At 30.6% G+C, this 21,883-nt stretch carries 21 protein-coding genes; all 21 read left to right on the forward strand.

Features of this window, described 5'->3' with window-relative positions; genetic code table 11:
- Entirely contained in the window at positions 1–843 is an 843-nt protein-coding gene (locus HGI79_RS09505; RefSeq protein WP_185650482.1) for a PP2C family serine/threonine-protein phosphatase, read from the forward strand.
- A 72-nt stretch (positions 844–915) separates the two neighbouring features.
- The gene (locus HGI79_RS09510) at positions 916–2,562 is read left to right on the forward strand and encodes a serine/threonine protein phosphatase (RefSeq protein ID WP_185650483.1); all 1,647 of its coding nucleotides are present in this window, start codon (positions 916–918) and stop codon (positions 2,560–2,562) included.
- Between the two features lie 104 nt (positions 2,563–2,666).
- Positions 2,667–3,947, forward strand: a complete 1,281-nt coding sequence (locus tag HGI79_RS09515) for a normocyte-binding protein (RefSeq protein ID WP_185650484.1) — start codon at positions 2,667–2,669, stop codon at positions 3,945–3,947.
- Positions 3,944–4,633, forward strand: coding sequence for an iron-dependent peroxidase (locus tag HGI79_RS09520; RefSeq protein WP_185650485.1), 690 nt, complete (start codon positions 3,944–3,946; stop codon positions 4,631–4,633). The genes HGI79_RS09515 and HGI79_RS09520 overlap by 4 nt, the downstream gene beginning before the upstream one ends.
- Positions 4,634–4,673: 40 nt before the next feature.
- A complete protein-coding gene (locus HGI79_RS09525) occupies positions 4,674–7,304 on the forward strand; it encodes a molecular chaperone (RefSeq protein ID WP_185650486.1) in 2,631 nt (876 codons plus the stop codon).
- A 19-nt stretch (positions 7,305–7,323) separates the two neighbouring features.
- Entirely contained in the window at positions 7,324–8,100 is a 777-nt protein-coding gene (locus HGI79_RS09530; protein WP_185650487.1) for a DNA and RNA helicase, read from the forward strand.
- A 231-nt stretch (positions 8,101–8,331) separates the two neighbouring features.
- Positions 8,332–9,027 (forward strand): RDD family protein, encoded by a 696-nt coding sequence (locus HGI79_RS09535; protein WP_185650488.1) that lies wholly within the window; start codon positions 8,332–8,334, stop codon positions 9,025–9,027.
- A gap of 135 nt (positions 9,028–9,162) precedes the next feature.
- The gene (locus tag HGI79_RS09540) at positions 9,163–9,744 is read left to right on the forward strand and encodes a hypothetical protein (protein WP_185650489.1); all 582 of its coding nucleotides are present in this window, start codon (positions 9,163–9,165) and stop codon (positions 9,742–9,744) included.
- A 16-nt stretch (positions 9,745–9,760) separates the two neighbouring features.
- A complete protein-coding gene (locus HGI79_RS09545) occupies positions 9,761–11,161 on the forward strand; it encodes a phage baseplate assembly protein V (RefSeq protein ID WP_185650490.1) in 1,401 nt (466 codons plus the stop codon).
- A complete protein-coding gene (locus tag HGI79_RS09550; protein ID WP_185650491.1) occupies positions 11,158–11,772 on the forward strand; it encodes a hypothetical protein in 615 nt (204 codons plus the stop codon). The genes HGI79_RS09545 and HGI79_RS09550 overlap by 4 nt, the downstream gene beginning before the upstream one ends.
- Positions 11,773–11,774: 2 nt before the next feature.
- Positions 11,775–12,299: an imm11 family protein gene (locus tag HGI79_RS09555; RefSeq protein WP_185650492.1), complete on the forward strand. Its 525-nt coding sequence runs from the start codon at positions 11,775–11,777 to the stop codon at positions 12,297–12,299.
- Positions 12,300–12,315: 16 nt separating this feature from the next.
- The gene (locus HGI79_RS09560; RefSeq protein WP_185650493.1) at positions 12,316–12,708 is read left to right on the forward strand and encodes a DUF4280 domain-containing protein; all 393 of its coding nucleotides are present in this window, start codon (positions 12,316–12,318) and stop codon (positions 12,706–12,708) included.
- A 17-nt stretch (positions 12,709–12,725) separates the two neighbouring features.
- On the forward strand, positions 12,726–15,425 hold the full coding sequence (locus tag HGI79_RS09565) for an HNH endonuclease signature motif containing protein (RefSeq protein ID WP_185650494.1): 2,700 nt from the start codon (positions 12,726–12,728) through the stop codon (positions 15,423–15,425).
- Between the two features lie 20 nt (positions 15,426–15,445).
- Positions 15,446–15,898, forward strand: coding sequence for a YrhA family protein (locus HGI79_RS09570; protein ID WP_185650495.1), 453 nt, complete (start codon positions 15,446–15,448; stop codon positions 15,896–15,898).
- Positions 15,899–16,335: 437 nt separating this feature from the next.
- Positions 16,336–16,587, forward strand: a complete 252-nt coding sequence (locus tag HGI79_RS09575; protein WP_185650496.1) for a hypothetical protein — start codon at positions 16,336–16,338, stop codon at positions 16,585–16,587.
- Between the two features lie 17 nt (positions 16,588–16,604).
- Positions 16,605–17,096: a hypothetical protein gene (locus HGI79_RS09580; RefSeq protein WP_185650497.1), complete on the forward strand. Its 492-nt coding sequence runs from the start codon at positions 16,605–16,607 to the stop codon at positions 17,094–17,096.
- A gap of 63 nt (positions 17,097–17,159) precedes the next feature.
- Positions 17,160–17,597: an Imm48 family immunity protein gene (imm48, locus tag HGI79_RS09585; RefSeq protein ID WP_185650498.1), complete on the forward strand. Its 438-nt coding sequence runs from the start codon at positions 17,160–17,162 to the stop codon at positions 17,595–17,597.
- A gap of 690 nt (positions 17,598–18,287) precedes the next feature.
- Positions 18,288–19,712, forward strand: a complete 1,425-nt coding sequence (locus HGI79_RS09590) for a hypothetical protein (RefSeq protein ID WP_185650499.1) — start codon at positions 18,288–18,290, stop codon at positions 19,710–19,712.
- Positions 19,713–19,740: 28 nt separating this feature from the next.
- A complete protein-coding gene (locus tag HGI79_RS09595) occupies positions 19,741–20,877 on the forward strand; it encodes a pentapeptide repeat-containing protein (protein WP_185650500.1) in 1,137 nt (378 codons plus the stop codon).
- A 57-nt stretch (positions 20,878–20,934) separates the two neighbouring features.
- Positions 20,935–21,462 (forward strand): imm11 family protein, encoded by a 528-nt coding sequence (locus HGI79_RS09600; RefSeq protein ID WP_185650501.1) that lies wholly within the window; start codon positions 20,935–20,937, stop codon positions 21,460–21,462.
- 15 nt (positions 21,463–21,477) lie between these two features.
- The gene (locus tag HGI79_RS09605) at positions 21,478–21,855 is read left to right on the forward strand and encodes a DUF4280 domain-containing protein (RefSeq protein WP_185650502.1); all 378 of its coding nucleotides are present in this window, start codon (positions 21,478–21,480) and stop codon (positions 21,853–21,855) included.
- Positions 21,856–21,883 lie beyond the last annotated feature (28 nt).

The raw sequence follows: 21,883 nt of genomic DNA on the forward strand, positions 1-21,883 counted from the left end.
ATGAAAGAAAGCTGGTATAAAAATTCTGAGTTTTTAGTCTTAATATTTATTATTATAATATTTTTTCTTATTTACATAAGGAGGTTTTTTAAAAACCCGCATAAAACACAATACATATCTATTGGTAATGAGCAAACAATTGGTAAAAGAAAAGAACAAGAAGATAGTTTTTCTACAGTAATAACTGAAAATGGAATAATGGCAGTATTGGCAGACGGCATGGGAGGTTATTCAAAAGGAAAGATGGCAAGTAATATAGCTGTAAATACATTCATACGGGAGTTTTCAAAATTGGACAGTATAAATAATATAAAAAACTTTTTTATTAATGTAGCAAATATGACCAATAGAGAAATAATAGAGAACTCAAAGGGCATAAGAACTGGTACTACTATGGCAGCTGTTATAATATGTGACAGTTATCTTCACTGGGTATCTGTAGGAGATAGCGCTATAGTTTTATTCAGAAATGGAGAGTTTATAAATCTTAATAAAAAACACATTTTTGAAGCTACATTAAAAGAACAATATGCTTCAGGAAAAATTTCCTGGGAGGAAGTAATGAATAATCCTAGGAAGAAAAGACTTACTAGCTACATTGGTCACCATGATTTTAAGGATATAGAATTAAGTAAAGAAGCTGTAGAATTAAGAACTGGAGATAAAATTATACTGTGTAGTGATGGAGTTTATAATAGTATATCTGAATTTGAAATGGAAAAAATTTTTATAAAAAATACAAAGCCTTATAAAGCTGCAGAAGAAATTATAAATATAATTAATAAGAAAAACCATCCAAAACAGGATAACGCAACTATTATTATTCTTCAAAAAAATAGTTAAGTACATAATTACTTTATTTTTATATGAAACTCATAAATGTATTTATATTGGAACAATTAACGGGGTGTTTAAATGAGAAAAGACAATAGTGAGTTTAAAACTAGTTTCATATCCGAGGCTGGAATTTTTACAACCAATAAAGATTATTTTGCATTTGTAGAATTAGATGATGCAGCTTGCTGGATAGCAGCTGATGGCATAGACTCTGATGATGACATTAAAAGTGCAGAAATAGCGGTGAAAAGTATATTTGCAGATTTTACGGAAAAGCCTACTATATCCAAAAGAAAAATAAAAAAATACATAATGAATGCTAATAGAATATTAGAAAAGGAAAGCAGAAGTATAAGATTAAAATCCAGCTTAATAATTGTTGTAACAGATTATTCCAAAGTAGTATGGGCTGTAGCAGGTAATGCAAGACTATATCATTTTAGAAAGGGTAGATTTAACTTTAAAACAAAAGATCAAAGTATGGCACAAATAATGTGTGATGCAGGAAAAATAGATGAATATGAAATTGATCAGCATGAAGAAAAAAATAATCTTATAAACTATCTTGGGAAACAAAATAATTTTAAACCCTTCATATCAGGTAAATATAAATTAAATGATGGAGATGTAATGCTGCTATGCACAGCTGGATTCTGGGAAAATGTAAATACTGTGGAAATGATTCAAGCTTTGAAGGATACAAAAGAGCCAGAGGAATTTGTAGATAATCTTGAGGAAATACTTTTGTCAAAACAAAAAAAGCTTTTAAACAATTATACTGCGGCAGCAATCTTTGGAAATCGAATATTTAAAGAAAATAATAAAGACAAAATAGCCTATGTGAAAAAAGCAATTATAATAATACTTCCTATTATTATAATAGCGGCAGGTATAATAGCTTACAGAATAAATAGCCAAAAGAAACAAACAGAAATAAGAGCTCAGCTGATTAAACATGAAACCAATGGAGATAACTTTGTAAAGGATGGCAGCTTTGATAAGGCACTTAAGGAATATCAGGATGCAGAGGCTTCTTTAGAAAAACTAAAGGTTAAAGATAAACAAAAAGAGTTAGACAAAAAATTGCAGATAACACAGCTTATTGTGGATGGAGATAAAAAATTTACAGATAAAGACTATGAAAAGGCTGAAGACAAATACGAAAAGGCAAAGAAAATAGCAGATAGTGAAGAGTATTATGATAAAAAAGAACTAAATGCAAAAATAACTAAAACAGCAGATTTTATAAATGTTTTAGCCATTGAAAAACAAGGGGACAAACAGTTGGATAATCAAGATTTTGCAGGTGCAAAGGATACTTATTTAAAAGCCAAGGATAGTGCAGAGCAGGTTTCCTTTGAAGAAGCAAAAAAAGAATTAAAATCAAAAATTCAGGAAGCAGATTCAAAGATGGCAGATTTAGATAAAAAACAAAAAACTATTCAAGGTAATGATTTAGAAAAGCTGGGAGATAACTATTATACAGCTCAAGACTATGGAAAAGCTCTACAAAATTATGAATCTGCTCAAAGTATGTATCAGAATCTAAATAACCTTCAGGGAGTTTTAGGTATTGCAGCTAAAATAAAAGACGTACAAGAAAAACTTAATCCTCCAGCTTTGAATGATGCCAATAAAAGCGGTGGAGATTCAGGTAAAGATAAAAACTCAAATAAAGATACTAGTAATAATACAGATGCAAATCCAGCAGCTAGCAATCCATAAATATAAAATGTAAATCTAGTGTAATAGACATGATTGGAGAGACAAGGGTTAAAGGCTCTAAGGTAAGAACAAATTAGCAAAAATTTAGTAAGGGAAAGATATAAATGAAAGATATAATACAGGAAAGATTGAATAAAATAGAGGATTTGGAACAGCGTAAAATTTTAAAGAGTATTATGGCTGGAGTCTTTACAAACTTAGTTGAATATGAAAAAAAGGTGCATGACAGTATAAGAACTAGAGTATTTAATGAGATTGAAGATACAGAAAAAAAATATAATATATATACTACTATTTGTCACAAACACAAGGTGGATCCATTGGATGAGTTTCTACACCCCATGCTTCAGGAAGATTTAGAAGAAAAGAATTATAACATAAAACAAATCTTAGAAAAACTTAAAACTGGAGAAAGTATAAAACTGGTTACAATTTTTTTAAATTGCGATTATATAAAAATAAATGAGATTTTAAATAACAAAGCAAGTTATAAGGGAAAAATTGTTACGGATAAAGGAATATATAAAATAGAAGTAACCTTAAAGCAGAATAGAAGCTACATGAAAAAAATAGAAGAGCTATACAATATATTTCAAAAAAATAATGTTCCATGGAACACCATAAATAGCCCTTATATAAATAAATTTTTTGAAGTTGTTTTAACAAGTTGTGAAGATATTATGGAAGAAGAAGAAATAAAAGAAATATCCTTTGAACTTGGCGAATATGAAAAGTATAAGGTTATAGATGTTATACCACTTTGGAATGTTGATACTGTAAATTTAAAAAGTGATGGATTTCCAATACCTGTAATAGATAAGGTTAACTTTGAGCAAGTAGTTTCATTAAAAAAAATAGGTATCAGCAATGGATATTTGGTAGATGCTGAAGAAGGACTTGTAAGCTATATAAAGCACAGTGAAGAAGAACTGACAATAGTTTCTCCTAAAGAAAATGCAGCATCTTGGAATGTAGTTAGAATATCACAGCCTATAAATGAAGAAAAAGAAAAATATGAATATGAATATGAATTGGCATCCAATAGAAAAAATGACAGTTTTATAAATAGATTTTCTAAAAAACAAGCCCTTGTGATAAGAACAAAAGGAGAAATAAATAGAGTAATAAATTCTTTTGAAATTTCTAAATATTTTCAATTATTGGATATACAGATAGGTGATAAAAGTCATGAAGTCAATACAACCTATGATATGAACTATTTCATAATAGATGAAATAAGAGAAAGTAGTTACAAAAAGACAATGACACTAAAATTTAAAACAAGTATTTATAGTAGTTTTATTGTATATGATTTTATGAGCTTTTTAGTATCTGAAATACAAAGGTATTTTCCAGAATATAAGTGTGAAGGTGAACTTGTATGAACTATATTTGGGATTTAATTATAAAAGCTCAACAGTGCGGTATACCAAAGGAAAAACTTAAATTTTTCCCAGCTAAAGTGAGTTCTCCTTATATGGAGCTTAGTAATAAATATATTAATTCACATATAGTAGAAGAAAATATAGAAATTAATGCTAATTATAGATTTTACGAAATATTTAAAGATTTATTTGATGTAAATAATAATGAATACTTAGAGCTAAGGGAAACCTTATTTGATATTATGATGCATTTTCTAGCAGATATTGATTTAACTCAAGGTATGAATAAAAAAGAATACTATATGAACTTTATTTTAGAAGATATAAAAAACAACGTATTTGGAAGTGCTATACAAGAAAACATAAAATTATTTAGCTTTAAAGAAAAAAATATATTAATATACAATCTTTTAAGATTATACACTACAGGAGAAACTTTATACTTACTGAAGGATACCATAAGAAAGCTATTTAGAAATTCAATAATTTATACAAACTGTGAAGAAACTGAGGAATTACTTTTTTATATGGGTGAGGAAGAAACAGAGGAAAAACTAGCAAAATTAGCATTTATTAAGGAGCTGTTTCTGCCTATAAAATATAATACGGAAATCTATTGGAAAAATCATTTTGGAGTAATAGGCGTAGAACAAACAATGAAAATAGATAACATAGCTATTTATTAAAAGTATCCTAAAAAATAAGTAATAGGAGAGTAAGGTAATCATGCATTCATATAAGCTCAACAATAAAATTAATGTTTATAAAAGAAAATATTCAAGAGAAGAATTAATGGAAATGACTACAATGCAACTGAAGAATATATGTCTTGAGGAAAGAATAATCAAAGGAGTAATAAATAATCTTGATAGAGAAGGCTTTATACGAACTATTCTTAAATATAGAGGAAAAGAAGAAAGCTATCTTATAGAAGATTATAAGGAAGAGGGCTTTGAAAGAGTAGAGGAAGCCTTAAAAAAATACCTAGTTTCAAAAATGTCTAATAGTGAAGTAATTAAAATTCCAGCTAAAATTACTTTGTATCCAGAGCTGGGTATTAAGAAAGAAGATATGTATAAAGTAACAGGAGAAAAAAATATTATAGTAGAATCCAATGTACTGTTAGTAAATGAAGATAATGATTTATGTGGAATATTTAATTTAATAAGAGATGATAATGAAGAAGATTTATACTACTTAGTTGCAGAAAAAAATTTAAAAATAAAAAAATCAACTACTAGAAATTATAGTCTGCTATTTTTTAACAAAGAACATTCTGAATATATTTTTAGGACATACTATTCTGATATACCTCTTCCTCCTGCAAATCTAGAGTATTACAAAATTCCTTTACTTGAGTTAGAAATAAAGGAACTGGAAGAAACTAATACTGTACTAGCTATAGATTTTGGTACATCAAATACCACTGCAGGAGTATATTTAAGCAGTAATTATGTAGCTGATCCCTGCTACAATGACATATTAAACCATAATATAGAGCTAAATTCTATTAACTATGTAAGATTTATGGATATAACAAAAAAGGAAGAAGGTTGGATAGAACAAATACCAACTATAGTATATGTGGCTAATTGTGCTGATTCAGATAATATAAAATATTACTTTGGATATAAAGCACAAAAGCTTATGAAAAGGAATGATTATATATGTAATGGCAGTGTATACCAAGGAATAAAAAGATGGGTAAACAATTATTCAAAAATAGAAGAAGTATATGATAGCAAGGGAAATGTGGCACAGATACAAAGGGGAGAAATTATAAAAGCATATATAAAGTACATAATTGAAACAGCAGAACATCAATTTAAGTGTAAATTTAAGAATTTACATATTTCAAGTCCAGTGAAACTTAAGATGCAGTTTATAGACATGTTTAAGGAAATACTACCTGAGTATAACATAGAAGGAGAAAATTCCTTAGATGAAGGAATAGCTGTGCTGTACAATACCATAGCAGATCAAATACAAAAGAATAATTTTTATAATGGAGAAGAATATAAAGCTTTAATTATAGACTGTGGAGGAGGAACTACAGATTTATCCTCCTGCTGTTTTACCATTGAAGAGGGACATATTTCTTATAAAATAGACATAAACACTACCTATGAAAATGGAGATACAAACTTTGGTGGAAACAATATAACCTATAGAATAATGCAGTTTATGAAGATAGTATTTGCAAACTATTATAAGACAGGAAAAACCCTTGAAATAGACAGCATAATAGATGTTCCAGACAGTGACATATTTAGGTATGTAGATGAAAAAGGAATAAAAAAGCTTTATGAAAACTTTGAGAAATACTATGAAAATGATGAAAAAGTTATACCCACTAGATTTAAAGAGTATGAGAATAGATCAAGAGAAGAATATGAAAATGTAAAAAATAATTTTTATTTTCTATGGGAAATAGCTGACAACATGAAAAAGGAGTTTTTCCAAAGAACAAATATATTAAGAAACAAGTTTGATTACGATAAAAGTGAAGATGAAAAGGACCTTATAATAACTCATTTGAGTAAGTGGAATATATGTGTACTTGAAAAAGAGGATTTTGTAAGTGTTTATGAATTTCCAAAAGTAATATTCAATATTAAGGAAATAAGTAAGCTAATAAAAGGAGAAATATATGAAATAGTAAGAAAGTTCCTTGAGGATTTTTATGAAAGTGGAAAGCTGCAGGAATATTCCATAATAAAATTAACAGGACAATCCTGTAGAATAGATATATTTAAGGAAGCTTTAAAGGAATTCGTACCAGGAAAAAGTATAGAATTTAAACAGAAAAAAGAAGAAGCTGAAAAAGTACCAGAGCTAAAGCTTTCCTGTTTAAGAGGTGCTATAAGATACTTAAATTCAAGAAAAATGGGAGATGTAGAAGTAAGTATAAAAAATGAAGTACCTATAATACCTTATTCAGTTAGTGCCTTTACTTACAATAAAGAAGAAAAGATGCTCATATACAGCTTAGAGAAAATAAACAAATCACAAGGATATATTTCAAGACCACTAAGAGCAGAAGAAATAGAGTTTTATCTAAAAAATGCTGAAGGAAACTTAAAACACAAATATGTATATGAAAATAATTTTGATGAATACAAGCTATCATCAGAGGAAGAGATTAGGGAAGCTTATGGTGAAGAAATATCTCAGGAAGACACAGATACTATAAGGAACGGAGAAACAAGATTTTTTGTTTTTGCTCATGAAAAAAGCTGGGGTTTTTATGTGGTACCTGTAGGAAGAGAAAATCATGAGCTTTATATGGGAAAGAAAAAATACTTTGCCTTTGAAAATGACTTGTCAGAATTGGATTTCTTTGACGGACTAAAATAAGTATTTGGGAGGAATGACATTGTTTGTGAATATATTCCCTAATTTTAATAAGGGAAGAATTCTAAAGAAGGAGATGCTTGAGAATATAAGAGATTATCCAAGAAATTTTTTGGATATTTACTTCAAGGATTTTTCAAATGGAGTAATTTCTGGTGCAGATTTAATAGTAGAGGAAAAGGAAATTATAGTAACAAAAGGTATAATTAGATTTGGAAATAAGCTGTATATTATGGAAAGAGATATAAGTATTCCTTATTATGCAGCTAATAGAGAGTTAATAGTAAAGGTAAGATTTTTAGATGGTGCTTTGAATAGTGATTTTACTATAAACACTGCAGAAATATTTATAGATGAAAATACAGTAATAGAAAGAGATGAGCTGGAGCTGGCAAGGTTCAAGCTAAAAGAAAGAGCTTTGTTAAGACAGAATTACACAGATTTTTATGATGTTTCAACTGAATATAACACACTAAATATAATAAACACACAGTATTCTGGTTATAAGAAGAGCACACTGCATCCGTATATACTGAGATATTTTTCGGAAACAGTATTAAAAAACAAAACAAATAATGTCTATGACATAACCTTTGCTATGCAGTGTATGAAAGAGGGATGTATAGATAGAGAAGTAATACTTTACTACATATCAAACAGATTGGAAATGGAATACAAAGAGTATTCTAATATGCAAATATACAAATACTTTTGTCACATAGCAAGGGAAGTAGAAAGTGGAGTAAGAAGGAATGCTGAAAGAAGGCAAGGCAGAGCTTCAAGGATAATTGTGGATTAAAAGACTTATATACAAAAATTCTAATTTCTAAGGAAGTTAAAATATTATTTCAGCCAGCGTTTTAGGAAAAGTAAAATTCATATTAGCAAATCGAAATAATTAATATGGAGGTATAAATATGATAGTTTTTGGATGGGGGCGTAGAAAGGCCACAAAGTTTGGACCAAAAAGAGCATATCATTGCAACCATTGTAACAATGATTCTTATTGGGAGTTAGTGAAAGTATCTACATGGTTTACACTATTTTTTATTCTGTTTTTCCTTATGAAATCAAGATGTTACTAGTATGTCCAGTTTGCGGTTCCTATATTGAACTTAATAGTGAGGAATTTAAAGAATTAAAGAATATTAACGTGAGCAATTCTGAGGATATCGATAACTATGGTAAAACTGAAACTCAAATAAACTTTATAAAACAAATGAAAGAGAGTAAGGAAGAAAAAGAAAAAAATAATATTAAAATGGAAAGTAACAACCAAATACCGGTTTTGGACAATAATACTATACAAAATAATAGTGTCATAGAAACGAATATCGAAAAGGATAAAGTAAGTGTTTGGACAAGATTATTTGCCGCAGTAATTGATTATGGAATTGGTATAGGTTCGTATTTATTGAGAGCAAATGATTCTGAAATAATTAAAATAGTAGGGAGTATATTAATGTTTGTTATAACGATAACTCAAATAGCCTTGTTATCTGTTTCAGGACAAACTATTGGAAAGAAAATATTGAAAATTAAAATTGTAAAGGCACATACTAATACAAATGGTGGATTTATAAGAAATTATCTAGTTAGAAGCTTTCTAAACCTAATTTTATATGGAACAGTAATTTATGGCATTATAGATATTATATCAATTGTACGTAAAGATAGAAGGTGTGTCCATGATCTTATAGCTGGAACAAAGGTTGTTAAGGTGTAAATATATTCTAATCAAATACTGTTCTACAACCAAAGTGATTTAGATAAATGTAATGAATATTTAAGTGATTTGAAAAAGTCAACTAAGTAATGACAAGAAGGTATCAAAGTGAATTAAATGGGAGGTGTATGTTCTATGGAGCATATTGATGAAAAAATATTAGATTTTATTAATCAGGCAGAAAAAGCAAATGAACCTAAAAACATTTGTGAAGGTCCAGTTAAAGTTGGAGATAGATATTATGAATTTGAAGAACGAGAATTTTTTGATGAAAAATTAAAACTGTATATTCCAAAGGATTTTGAAGAAATGGCTGAAAATTTAAGAGAGTTAAAATATCCATCCAGCAACCGTCCACAAATTATTAAAACGGATGAAACAGGAAGCATCAATATAACATTAAACAAAATAGACAATGACCTACAGGAGGAGTGGGTTAAGGAGTTAACAGACGGAATGAAATCAATTATAAAGAAAACTAATCCTGCTAATGTATTTTTTAGTGATGGAGTTGAAAGAGTAGCTGATAAAAACATAGGTTATTTTGAATTTAAAAGCTCTGCCATAGACGACTTTGTATATAATATTATGTTTTTCTTTGAGCTTGAAGGTAAAACTGTTATGGGTACATTCTCTTGCCTTTATAAAGATTATGAAAACTGGAGAGAAATAGCCTTTCAGGTTATAAAAACAATAAAGGTAGTGAAAGAAGAGTAAAAGGAGATGATAGAGTATGAGTGAAGTTGTACATACCTATGCAGATATTATAATATCCCCTTACGCATATGAAGAGATATTAGAGCTTAAAATAACAAAAGAGCTAAATGAGCATGGAAAGCTATATATAAGTGGGATAATACCAGAGGAAAAAGTGGATGAATATGTTGAAAATGCTGATGATAGTGAACAGGTAGAGGTTTTGGTTAGAGATGGAGATAAAACCATCACTGTATTTCAAGGTTTTGTTACAAACCTAGCTGTTCAGGCAACTAGCAATGTAAGGATTATGACAGTAGAAGCATTAAGTTCCACCTTTTTAATGGATGTTAAAAAGAAAAGTCGTTCATTTCAAAATTCAGGTGCTACTTATAGTAGTATTTTTACTAATATAACAAGCAAATATTCAAATTCACAAGGAATAGATGAAGCTTCAAATGGAAAAACCATAGGAGGCTTACTTGTTCAGTATAAAGAAACAGACTGGGAGTTTATAAAAAGACTGGCATCTCACTTTAATGCACCACTTGTACCAGCAGTTGCAGCTAAGGGTTTAAAGTATTATATAGGAGTACCAGAGTTAGGAGAAAAATGTACTCTTGAGGAATTTAACTACTCTATAAAAAAAGATTTAAAAGGATACAAAATTAAGTCTGAAAATGATATACAGGGTATAGATGAACAAAATCTTATAAGCTATGAAATAACAACTAATAGAATATTAGAACTTTGCAGTACTGTTCAATTTAAGCAAAGAAATCTTTATGTTTTTAAAGCGGAAACGGAAATGAAAGAAGGGGTTCTTCTTAATAAATACACACTAAGAGATAAAAAAGGTTTAAGCCGCCGTAAAATATATAATCATCTGCTTATAGGAGCCTCACTTTTTGGAAATATAGAGGATGTTGCTAAGGATACGGTGAAAGTAAATCTGGAAATAGATGGAGCACAATCTTCAGGTGAAATGTGGTTTCCATATTCTACAGTGTATTCATCTTCAGATGGAAGTGGATGGTACTGCATGCCGGAGATTGGAGATAAGGTTCGTCTTTATTTTCCAGATGAAAATGAAAAAAATGCTTTTGTTGCAAGTTCAGTTAATGTAGAGTCTTCTCAGCGCAGCGACCCCTCAGTAAAAAGTATAAGCACAAAATATGGTAAGCAAATAGTATTTCAACCAGGAGCAGTAGAGATTGTAGGTAATGGACAGACGTTAATGCGTCTTACGGATGATGGGGGTATAGAGATTAACAGTGATAAAAAAATTACTTTATCAGCTTCAGATGACATAGAAATCAATGGAGGCGGAAAGGTTCTGATTCAAGGAGGAGCTGGCATAGATTTAAAACAAGCAGGTACAAGCTTGAACATTAAGGATGATGTAACCTTAAGCGGAGGCAAGGTGAACATACAATGAAGCTTAATAGCACCATTAATAAAAATGAAGCATTGCAGGATTTTATAGAAAAATATATAGCAGATAGATGGCAGGAGGAGCTTTTTGTTATTGATGAAAGATATAAGAAAAACAAGGAACATATTGACAATGAACTTATATCAGTGTTTGACAGTATATGCAAAAATGCTTTAAAGCTCCAAAATCAGGATAAAAAAGGAGACATTAAATATATTTATATTTCCTTTTTGCGTACAAGCATTATGGATAACAAATCCTTTTACAGAATTGATGCCTATGATAAAAACTGGTTTCTAGATAAAGAGGAATGCTGTACTTACTGGAATACAGACTTTGTATTTAATTCACTATTCAACCACATAGAAGAACTGGAAGAAAAGAAAAAAGAGTATGCAAAGAAAATAACCTCTATGGATATAGAACGGATAAAGCTTTTAGAAGCATTAAAGTATAATGCTTTAGTTACAGAGTTTATACGAGAAATGATACCAAGGCTTATAGAAACTGAAGGGTATATAGAAATGGGAAAAAGCTTAGAAATATGTATTCTAGTAGGAGAATATATGGATGCAAGTGAAATAATATATGGAAAAAAGAGTGAGGCGGGATAGGCATGGATTATTTTTTATTAAAACAGGATGAAAGATATACAGATGTTCCTCTACTTTTGGATTTAATGAAAAAAATTGATTTAAGGTCTATCAATCAAATGGATGCCCATAAAATTGAAGATACTACGCTTTTTTATGTAAGAGCAGAGGAAGAAAGCAGCTTTTTAGATATCCTTGACAGACAGCTTTATTTGGTATCAGATGGACTAAAAAAGATACTAGAAAAATATGTACCAAACACTCTATTTAAAATGATGATACTCATTGATAAAAAGAATGAAAGGCAGGAGAATTATTTTCTGCCTATCTTTGAAGAGGTGGAAGCACTAAGCCCTAACTGTGAATTCAATTTAGATAAAAGTGTAATTAAAAAGCTTGTATTAGATGGAGAAAAAATAAAAGGCAAAAAGATATTTAAAATCAAGGAAAGTGAAAAACCAATGATTGTAGTAAGACTTGATGCTGCTGAAAGTATACTTAGACGTGGTTTTGAAGGTATAAGGCTGGAAAAAATACAGGTTGAATAAAAAGGGGGGATGAAGGATGGCAGGTGGTACTAAGTATGTTGTAAGAGGAGCAAAAATGAAGTGCAAATTTGGAAGTCACAAAAGGAAAATAAATCTTCCAGTAAGTCATGGTTCTTATGTTAATGGTAAACCAATGATGAATGCAGGAGACAGAGTAGAAGTTAAAAACATCACCTGGTTTGGTACATGCCAAGGAAGCTGCCCATCCAGTGGAACAATTTATTTAATTGGAGAAAATGGAGGAACGGTTTCTGGGAAAAAGTGCATTCCTAAAATTTTAGGAGATTGGGTTAATACGAAGGAAAACACAAAAGTAGAAGGTAAAGCAGCACTTACAATGGAATCAAAAGTATATTGTATGTATGGAGGGGAAATAACTTTTGCAAGCGATGGTCAGCAGGATGAATAATATGAGGAGGTGAAAAAATGATAGATTTTCATAGTATAAAGATAAAATCACCTTACAGTATAAAAAGCATAGAAGACATGAAAATTGAGTGTAAGCTGAATGAACATGGAAAACTGTATTTAAAGGGAATAGTTGAAGATAGTGTAAACTTTAATACTGCCATAAATGCTGCATCAAATGATGAAATACATATATATGAAAGTGGGGACCAAGGTGATAAAACCATTTTTAAAGGCTTAGTTTCAAGTGTAAAAACAACTAATCAAAATGGAATTTACTATATTGAAGTGGAAGGCATATCAGGCAGTTTTCAACTGGATGTTAAGCAAAAAAGCAGATCTTTTCAAGATATCAACATGGAATATCCAAAACTCATTAAACAAACAATAAAAGATTATTCAGGAAGCAGTTTTGTAAATAGTATAGGTGATGGAGTAAATATAGACAAACCTATTATTCAATATAAAGAAACGGATTGGGAATTTATAAAACGTCTTGCAAGTCAATTTAATTCAGTAGTAGTATGTGATATAATGGAAAAGGAGCCAAGATTTTATTTTGGAATGCCCAAGGGAAAAAGTTATACCATAGAAGATAATATACCCTATACAGCAGGTAAAGATTTATTAGCTTTTAAAAAGGTAGGAGGCTATGATGCTGGTTTCCATGATACTGATTTCTTTTGTTATGAAATAGAAAGTGGAGATCAGTATGCTGTTGGGGATGAGATATGTTTTAAAAATAAGAAACTGTATGTAAGTGAAATAACAGCTTATATGGACAAAGGACTTCTAAAATATAAATATCGCCTATCAAGACTTAAGGGTATTTATCAGAATAAAATATATAACACTAAACTTAATGGTGCATCCCTTGAAGGAAAAGTCATAGATGTGCAGGGTGAGCTTGTAAAACTTCATCTTAATATAGATACAGAACAGTCTAAGTCAAAGGCATATTGGTTTCCCTTTGCTCCACCTACAGGAAATGTAATGTATTGTATGCCTAAAACAGACACCTATGCAAGACTTTATTTTCCAGATGAAACAGGAGACAATGCCAAGGCTCTAGGCTGTATACGTAAAAACGGAGGCAGCTGCCAAAAGACAGGAAATCCAGACAATCGTTATTTTGGAACAGAACATGGAAGTGAACTGGAAATTACTCCAGGTGCAATAAATATAGTAGGTGGATGTAAAGAGCCTTTAAAGCTTAGTATAGATGATGCTTTAGGTGTTACATTAAAGAGCCATAAAAAGTTAAAGCTGAATGCAGATGATGACATATGCTTTTATACACCAAAGCGAATAGTAATTACAGGACAAAGTCAGGTTTTAGCAAAGAAAAGTAGTATGACAAGCGGTCTTTCTGTAGAAAGCGAATATCACTTTTTAGGCGGTGATGTTATTGCAGAGGGAACGGATAGAGCAACATATCCACCCTTTGATGATGAGCCAAAACAAGGTACACCACCACCTCCACCTCAACCTGCAAAAAAACCTGGGTTTAGTTGGGGAAAACTGTTGGTATGTGCAGTTGCAGCAGTAGCGGTTGTAGCTGCAGTAGCAATAACAGTTGGTACTGGAGGTGCTGGTGCAATTGTAGGGGCAGCTCTTGTAGGAGCAGCGATTGGAGCGGTTGCAAGTGTTGGCTGTACAATAGCTTCAGCTAAAATGAAGGGTGAAAAAGTTGATCCTTTGGAATGTTTAAAAAGTGGAATAGAAGGAGCAATAGTAGGGCTTGTATGTGGAGCAGTTTTTGGACCTATTGGAGGACTAGCAGTAAGTCTTATTGAAGGCGGTACAATGAACAGCTTAACAGATATGGTGGATAAATTTGTAAAAGGTCAAGAAATAAATCCATGGACTGAACTTGAAAAGTTTGGAGAAGGAGTATTGTTTGCTGGATTCTTAAAAGGTGTGTTTAAATTAGCGTCAGGACCATTAAGCAAGATTATGGAAAAGGCGTCACCGTTCATAAAGAATGCTGTAGGTAATATTAAAAATAAACTTATTCCAATGGCAGAAAATACATTCAATGCTTTAGGCACTGCGAAGAAAGAATTATTGGAATTAGGGAAAAATATTGGAAAAGACATTAAAGAATTGGATTTAGGTTTTGGAAAAGAAGTAGTTATGTCAAATGGACAGAGACTGCGTATTGGACCTGATCTTCAAGGATTAAAAGAAGCCGGTACTAAATTTATGAAGGGTGTTGGTGAGGTCAAGGATAATCTTGTTAAGGAAGTTAAGGCTGGTATTGAGGAGGTAAGTAATGCTGGTGATGATTTTGCTGGGATGCTAAGGAAAGAAAAAGTAAAATTACCTGGTGTCAAAACAAAAGACATAAACTATATCAAAAGAGAACCTGAAGAAGCTGAAAAGCTACGTAAAGCATTTAACAGTACTGAAAAAAAGAAGTTTTTACAGAATTTAACAGAAAATATCGAGAAACTTAAGAGGGCAGGTTTATCAGATTCTGATATTGACAGAATGAAGGATGGACTCAATCCTAAAGGATGGCAAGTTCATCATAAGCTTCCTCTGGATGATGGAGGAACAAATGCTATGGATAATTTAATTTTAATAAAAAATGAACCATATCACAAAACTATTACCAACTTTCAAAATACTTTTGCAAAGCAATTGAGTCCTGGTGAGACAAAGATAGTCAAATGGCCTATACCAGAAGGAAATATTTATCCTCCAAATAATTAATTTGAGAAAGAAGGTTTATTATGTGGGAGAAACTATTGTCGGATATTAGAAAAGTTGAGGAGAAATACGGGGACACCCTTAATACTCCAGTATCAAATGAGCAAATAGAGATTTTGAAAAAAACAGTAAAAGAAAAGTTTAATCACTTTTTACCTGAGCAATATGTCAATTTTTTAAAAACGGTTAATGGACTTGAATTTAATGGATTTATTTTCTATGGTGTTGATAGTTCATTGTTAGAGGTTCAAAATAATCAAACAGTTTATGGATATGTTGATACAAATGAAATTTGGTACGAGAATGAACATCAAAAGCAATATATGTTTTTTGGAGAAAGTAATATAAGTTGGTATTGCTTTGATTTATTAAATGAAGTTTATGCTGAACTTGATAACCCATCAGGGACATTAATGCATACATATACTGATTTTAACTCCATGCTGGAAAAAGCACTTAAGGACAGCCTACTTTAATTACTTATAAATATATAAGATTTATAAGTGTAATAAATGGTGAAAAAAGTTAGACTTTCAATAATACAAACATTAGCATTGCCAAGTGGATATATGGCTGTTTTTAATAAAGATTAGTTAGTGGCTATTTTAGATGAGAATGATATTGATATATTAGAAAAACATAATGCATAAAAATGAAGTAGCTAACTGCATAATAGGGTTTAATAAAATTGTGTAGTAAAATTAATAAACGTTATAAGATAATTGACCACATAATTAGAACTCTGTAGTGAGTTAAATAAAGTTTATAAAAATGTTAAAATGGTAGTAATAGTAAAGAACTGTTACTACCATTTACTTTTGTAATAACAGACTTAGCCCCGAGGAGGTAGGAGAAGCTGCCCAAGAAGCAGAAAAGATTAAGATTGAGAAGCACGGAACATTAAAGAAAGTCAATGGAGGAGTTTTGGTCTCAGTTTAGAAAAGGCGGAGAAAGATTTAAAGAAAAGCCTACGTGTAGAGAGTATACTAAGGCATTGTATAAATCTTTACAAGATGCTGGACTCTCAAAGAAAGATGCTTTTGAGGCTACAAGGGAAGCAATAAGACAAAGAAGGACATATGGATTAACAGGAGATAAAGCCGTTCCTAGAGTACCAGGTAGCATAAATAGTCTAAAACGATTTTTATTTAAGATAATACCATAAGATAGGAGGGAAATTTAATGGTTGTAGAAAATGAAATTATTGAAAGGATTAAAAAAGTTAATTGGTTCTCAAATTGTGGAGGTAAATTAGAAAAAAGTATAAAGTATGAGATTACCTATATAAGCAATTGGAAAAAAGCTATAAAGCAATCACAAGGCAAGTATTGGGAAGAAATAACTCAAGAAGTGGAAAATGAATTAACAGAATTTTTGTTCCATAATCATCCAGAGAAATATCATGGCGAATGGAATAAGATAGTAAGGGAAGGGAAAAAAATATTAGAAGAATATGTGGTGCCATATGTGTCTAATTATATTCAAAAAAATGAACTTACAAAGGTTATTTTAGACAATGTAAAATGGGATATACTAGGAGCTATTATGGAATATACTTATAGAAATGAGAAAGAACCAGCATTCTATATGGAACTATTAAAAGTATATGAAGCAGGAAATTTTCCATGTGGATGGAAAGGGAGTTGGCCAGAAGGAAAGTTAATAGTGTTTTAATAAAATGTGAAATTTAGAATATTACCTTTGTAAAAAATAAATATGTATGATTGGAGAATACGTATGTCTGACTTTTTTAAATTTGATGATTTAGAAAAACAAAAAATTGATAAGGCAAAAGATGAAATTGTAACAATAGCTAAGGACGTATTTAGCTTAATTGGAGTAAGATTTGAAAATACAACTGAACTTGAAAGGCAAGTTATAGCTGTGTTTTGTTTTGGAATTGCAAATGCAATTGTAATGACTAAAGATATAAACCATATACAGATACATGCTATTACTTCTACTATGCTAACTAATGTATTTAGGTACAGCGAGGAGCAAGCCGATGATTTTATAGAAGAGTTAATTAATGCCACAGAGGAAGGATACCATCCTGTAATGTATTCAATCATTGGCAGAGGTGTTACTGGCTATGGTCAATATTTAAATAACCAAAAAGAAGAATTAAGAAAAAACATAAAAAATGTTCTAGATATTGTGAATAAAAAAGTATAATAGTGCAATTAGTATAGGTAAGCTACAGCCAACAGAAAAGTATTTTCTGTTGGCTAAGGCTGTTGATAAAAATATTATACAAATAGTATTTTTAACCCTTTAGTGGGTGTTTTTAATTTCAAAAAGGATTTTAGAGCTTAATGTAGAATTATTATAATATATGGTTTTTAGATGTCTTTTATCATATGATGAGAATAGTGTGGATAATATTGTTAAAGTATATTATGGTATACAGAACAACTTACCCAATAAAATAATCCAATTTGCTTGTGATTCAGCAGGAAACTATATTTGTTTTGATTATAGAGAGTTCACAAAATCCTATACAGAATTTATCAATAAGTTGTATGAATAAAATATTGGAATTTCAAATCTTAAAAAACAACTGCATAATTAATATAAGGGTAGAGGCATTATAATATTAATTACGATATTATAATGAAATCAATAAAAGTTTCATTATAATTGAATGCATAATTAAAATTCTGTGGTAAGTTAATGAAGTACAAGTAAAATTTTATAGAAGCGTGTAGATTTTCATAATGACCAACACACGACCCAGATACAACCTAAAATATAAACCAAGACCAACATTGGAAGGTAGTTCCCTTGTTGGTCTTTTTTGTTGTGCATACTGAATGTTCTTTATGAGGGATGTTTTTTAATTATATAGAAAAGGAGAGATGCTTTATGGAACTTTCTGTTACAGCATATAATAATCTGCAAGTAGCACCCTATGAGCTTACCCATCTACTTGAATTAAAGCTAGTGAAAAAAATAAATGACCATGCAAGACTGTATTTTACAGGAATAGTACCAGAGGAAGATAAAGACAGTTATGTTGAAATGACTAAATACCAGACTCAGATAGAAGTTAGTCAAATAGATGATTCTTCAAATAGCCTTCCTATATTTAAGGGCATAGTGCTAAATATAGCAGTGAAATCAGTAAGAGGTGTCTATTATATAGAGGCAGAGGCGGTATCTAATACCTATGACATGGATATTAAACTGAAAAATCGCTCTTTTCAGAATAAAGGAATGGCTTATAAAGAGCTTATTGACAAAGTTATTTCTAGTTATTCAGGAGCGGATACTATAGATACAGCTTCTAATGGCAGCAGTATTGGAAAAATTATTATTCAATACAATGAAACAGATTGGCAGTTTTTAAAAAGAATGGCATCTAGATTTAATGTGGGGCTGGTTCCAGATGCTGTTTCAGATAAACCTAAATTTTGGTTTGGAACCCCTGAGGGAGTAGGTCAAGGAAACTTAGAAAATTTTAACTACAGTGTTACAAAGAATATATCTGATTTTAGATATTCATCAGAGAATTTCATACCAGGTATAGAGGAAAATGATTTTGTATATTATGAAGTGGAAACTCATGAGATTTTGAATATAGGATATCAGGTAAATTTTAAAGGAAAGAGTCTTTTTGTATGTCAAGCAGTTACTATTATGAAAGATGGTGTATTAAAGCACCAATATACTATGGCTCCTAAAAAGGGACTTAGTCAAAATACTTTATATAACAATCAAATAATAGGTTTATCCCTTGAAGGAAGAGTTATAGATGTATCCAAGGATAACGTTAGAGTTCACCTTGATATAGATGATGGACAGGGTACTGATGAAGCTTGGTGGTTTCACTATTCATCAGTTTATACAGCAGAAGGCAGCAGTGGCTGGTATTGTATGCCGGAGCTAAATGACCATGTAAGGATTTATTTCTCTGATAATAAAGAGGAAAATGCCATTGCCATAAGCTCTGTAAGGAAAAATTCTGACAGTGGAGGAAACAATAAGTTTGATAATCCAGATGTAAAATATTTTAGAACAAAGTCTGGTAAGGAATTAAAGTTTAGTCCTGATGAAATTTTAATAACAGCACAGGATGGATCTATATATATAAGGTTAAGTGAAAAAGATGGTATACAAATATGCAGCAATAAGGGAATAAATATTACATCACAAGAAAATATTATGATGGACTCTCAAAAGAAGGTAATTATATCTGCTCAGGAAGCTATAGATATAAACTGTAAGGAAAGCAGCATAAAAATGGATGGTTCTACAAGTATAAAAGGTAATGAGGTAAAAACAAATTAACAGCTATTAATAGAAAGGGAAAATAAAATTGAAAAAAGAAGAAGCTCTTCAGCATTTCAAAGAAAACTATGTAAAAGAAAAAAGCATACAAAAAATGCTGCTTCTAGAAGAATATTTTCATAAACACAAAGAGGAATTAGCATTAGATTTTATTAAATCATTTAAGAATATATGCATAAAAATAAGAGAAATGCAGTTAACAAAAGAAAAAGAAAAAATAGCATATATAACCTATTCAATGCTGCGTACAGAAATTTTAGAAAAAAACTTTGTTCATATTATTGAAGCTTTCAATAGTTTTTGGTTTTTTGATCAGAAGGAATGTGAGGTAAAATATGATGCTAGCTGGGCATTTAAATTTTTAGACCATCTATGGACAGAGCTGGAAGAACAAAGAAAAGTATATATGAACCTTATAACCTCATCTGATATAGAAAAGATAATACTAAAAGAAGCTGAAAAATACAATCAGTATATAATAGCTCTTGGCAGATATGCATTGGAAAAAGCAGCAGCCTTAAAGGAGTTTCAGGACATAGAAAAGGAACAGGAATTAGAAGTAAGGATAGGGGAATATATGGATGTAAGTGAAATAGTGTATAAGGAAGACTTAAGGGAAAAAGCTTCCGAAGAAATAAAAGCATGGCTTGAAGAAAAACTTCCATATAAATACGTTAATGAAATACTTAGAAATCTAGATTTATCTAAAGGAAATTACGAAGGTATAGATTTAAGATATGCTGAACTTCATGGAAGCAATTTTTCAAACAGCAGCATGAAAAATTGTATACTTATTGGAACAAAATTTAATGGATGCTTTTTAAATAATGTTGATTTTAGTCAGTCCTTTATAAATGCTGCAGACTTTACCAATTGTAAGCTTAACAATGCAATCTTTAAAGAAGTACAGGCATACAGCGGCTTAGGAAATGAATCAACCTGGGAAATACCCGGATATATGGCAGTAAATTTTCAGGGTGCAGATCTTGAAGGAGCAGATTTTCAAAATGCCATATTAAAAGGTGCTATTTTCAAGGGTGCCAACCTTAAAGGCGCAAATTTTAAAGGGGCTTATTTACAAGATGCAGTGTTCTTAAAGGAAGACTTGGACAAACTTCCTTTAGAGGAAGAACAGATAAAGCTTATAGTTTTGGAAAACTCATAATTTTATAAGTATATGCAGTAGAAAAAAAGTTTTAAATTCAGGAGAAGGATGGAGGCAATGGAATATTTTGTAATTTATCAGGATAAAAGAATAGAAAATGCAGCAGAGCCTATTGGAATATTAAAAGAAATAAGCAAGGACATGTTAAATAAAGAAGGTACTAAGCATATGGATGAGCTGCCAATTCAATTTGATATAAAGGAAAAAAGCAGCAGTGAATATATAGATTTTATAGAAAAGCCTGTACCTTTGGTATCAGATAATCTTAAGAAGCTGCTGCAAAAATATGATAAGAAAATCTTCTTTAAACCTATAGTACTTTGTGACAGGAAACAAGAAAAACAAGATTTATACTGGCTTATGGTTCCAGACAGCATAGATTGCCTATCAGATAAAAGTGAATTTAACAAAGACGGAACCTTGAAAAGGCTTGTTATAGATAAAAAGAAAGTAGGAAATTTTAAAATATTTAAAGTTAATGGAATTATGGAGGATTTAATGCTGGTAAGACTTGATGCAGCTGAAAGTATTCTAAGAAGAGACTTTACAGGCATTAAGCTAAAAAAAGTAGAAAAGGAAAATTAAAAGGAGGAATGCATAATGCAGGAACCACAAATTGTTAGTGGTGAAGGAGAAGAGAAAAGTTATGTGGTAGCAGGAGCTAAACTAAAATGCACTTGCGGCAGCAGAAAAAGTAAATTAAGAGTACCTTCAAGTCATGGAGTATACATAAAAGATAAGGCACAGTTAAATGTAATGGACTATAAGCCTGGAGTAAACATTACTACTTTTGGCATTTGCAAAAGTCCTAAGAATCCTTTAGTAGATACCTTTGAATCCTGTAAACCTGTATTAAATATGCCTTGGACAAATGGGAAAAATGAGGTGTTAGTGGAAAATGCGCCAGCTCTGCTTAATACATCCACAAATAAATGTATCTATGATGGTACCATAATTATTGAAGACGACGGTCAATAAACGGAAAATATTGTATAGGGGGGTATGA

It is taken from the genome of Clostridium sp. DJ247 (genome assembly GCF_014231265.1).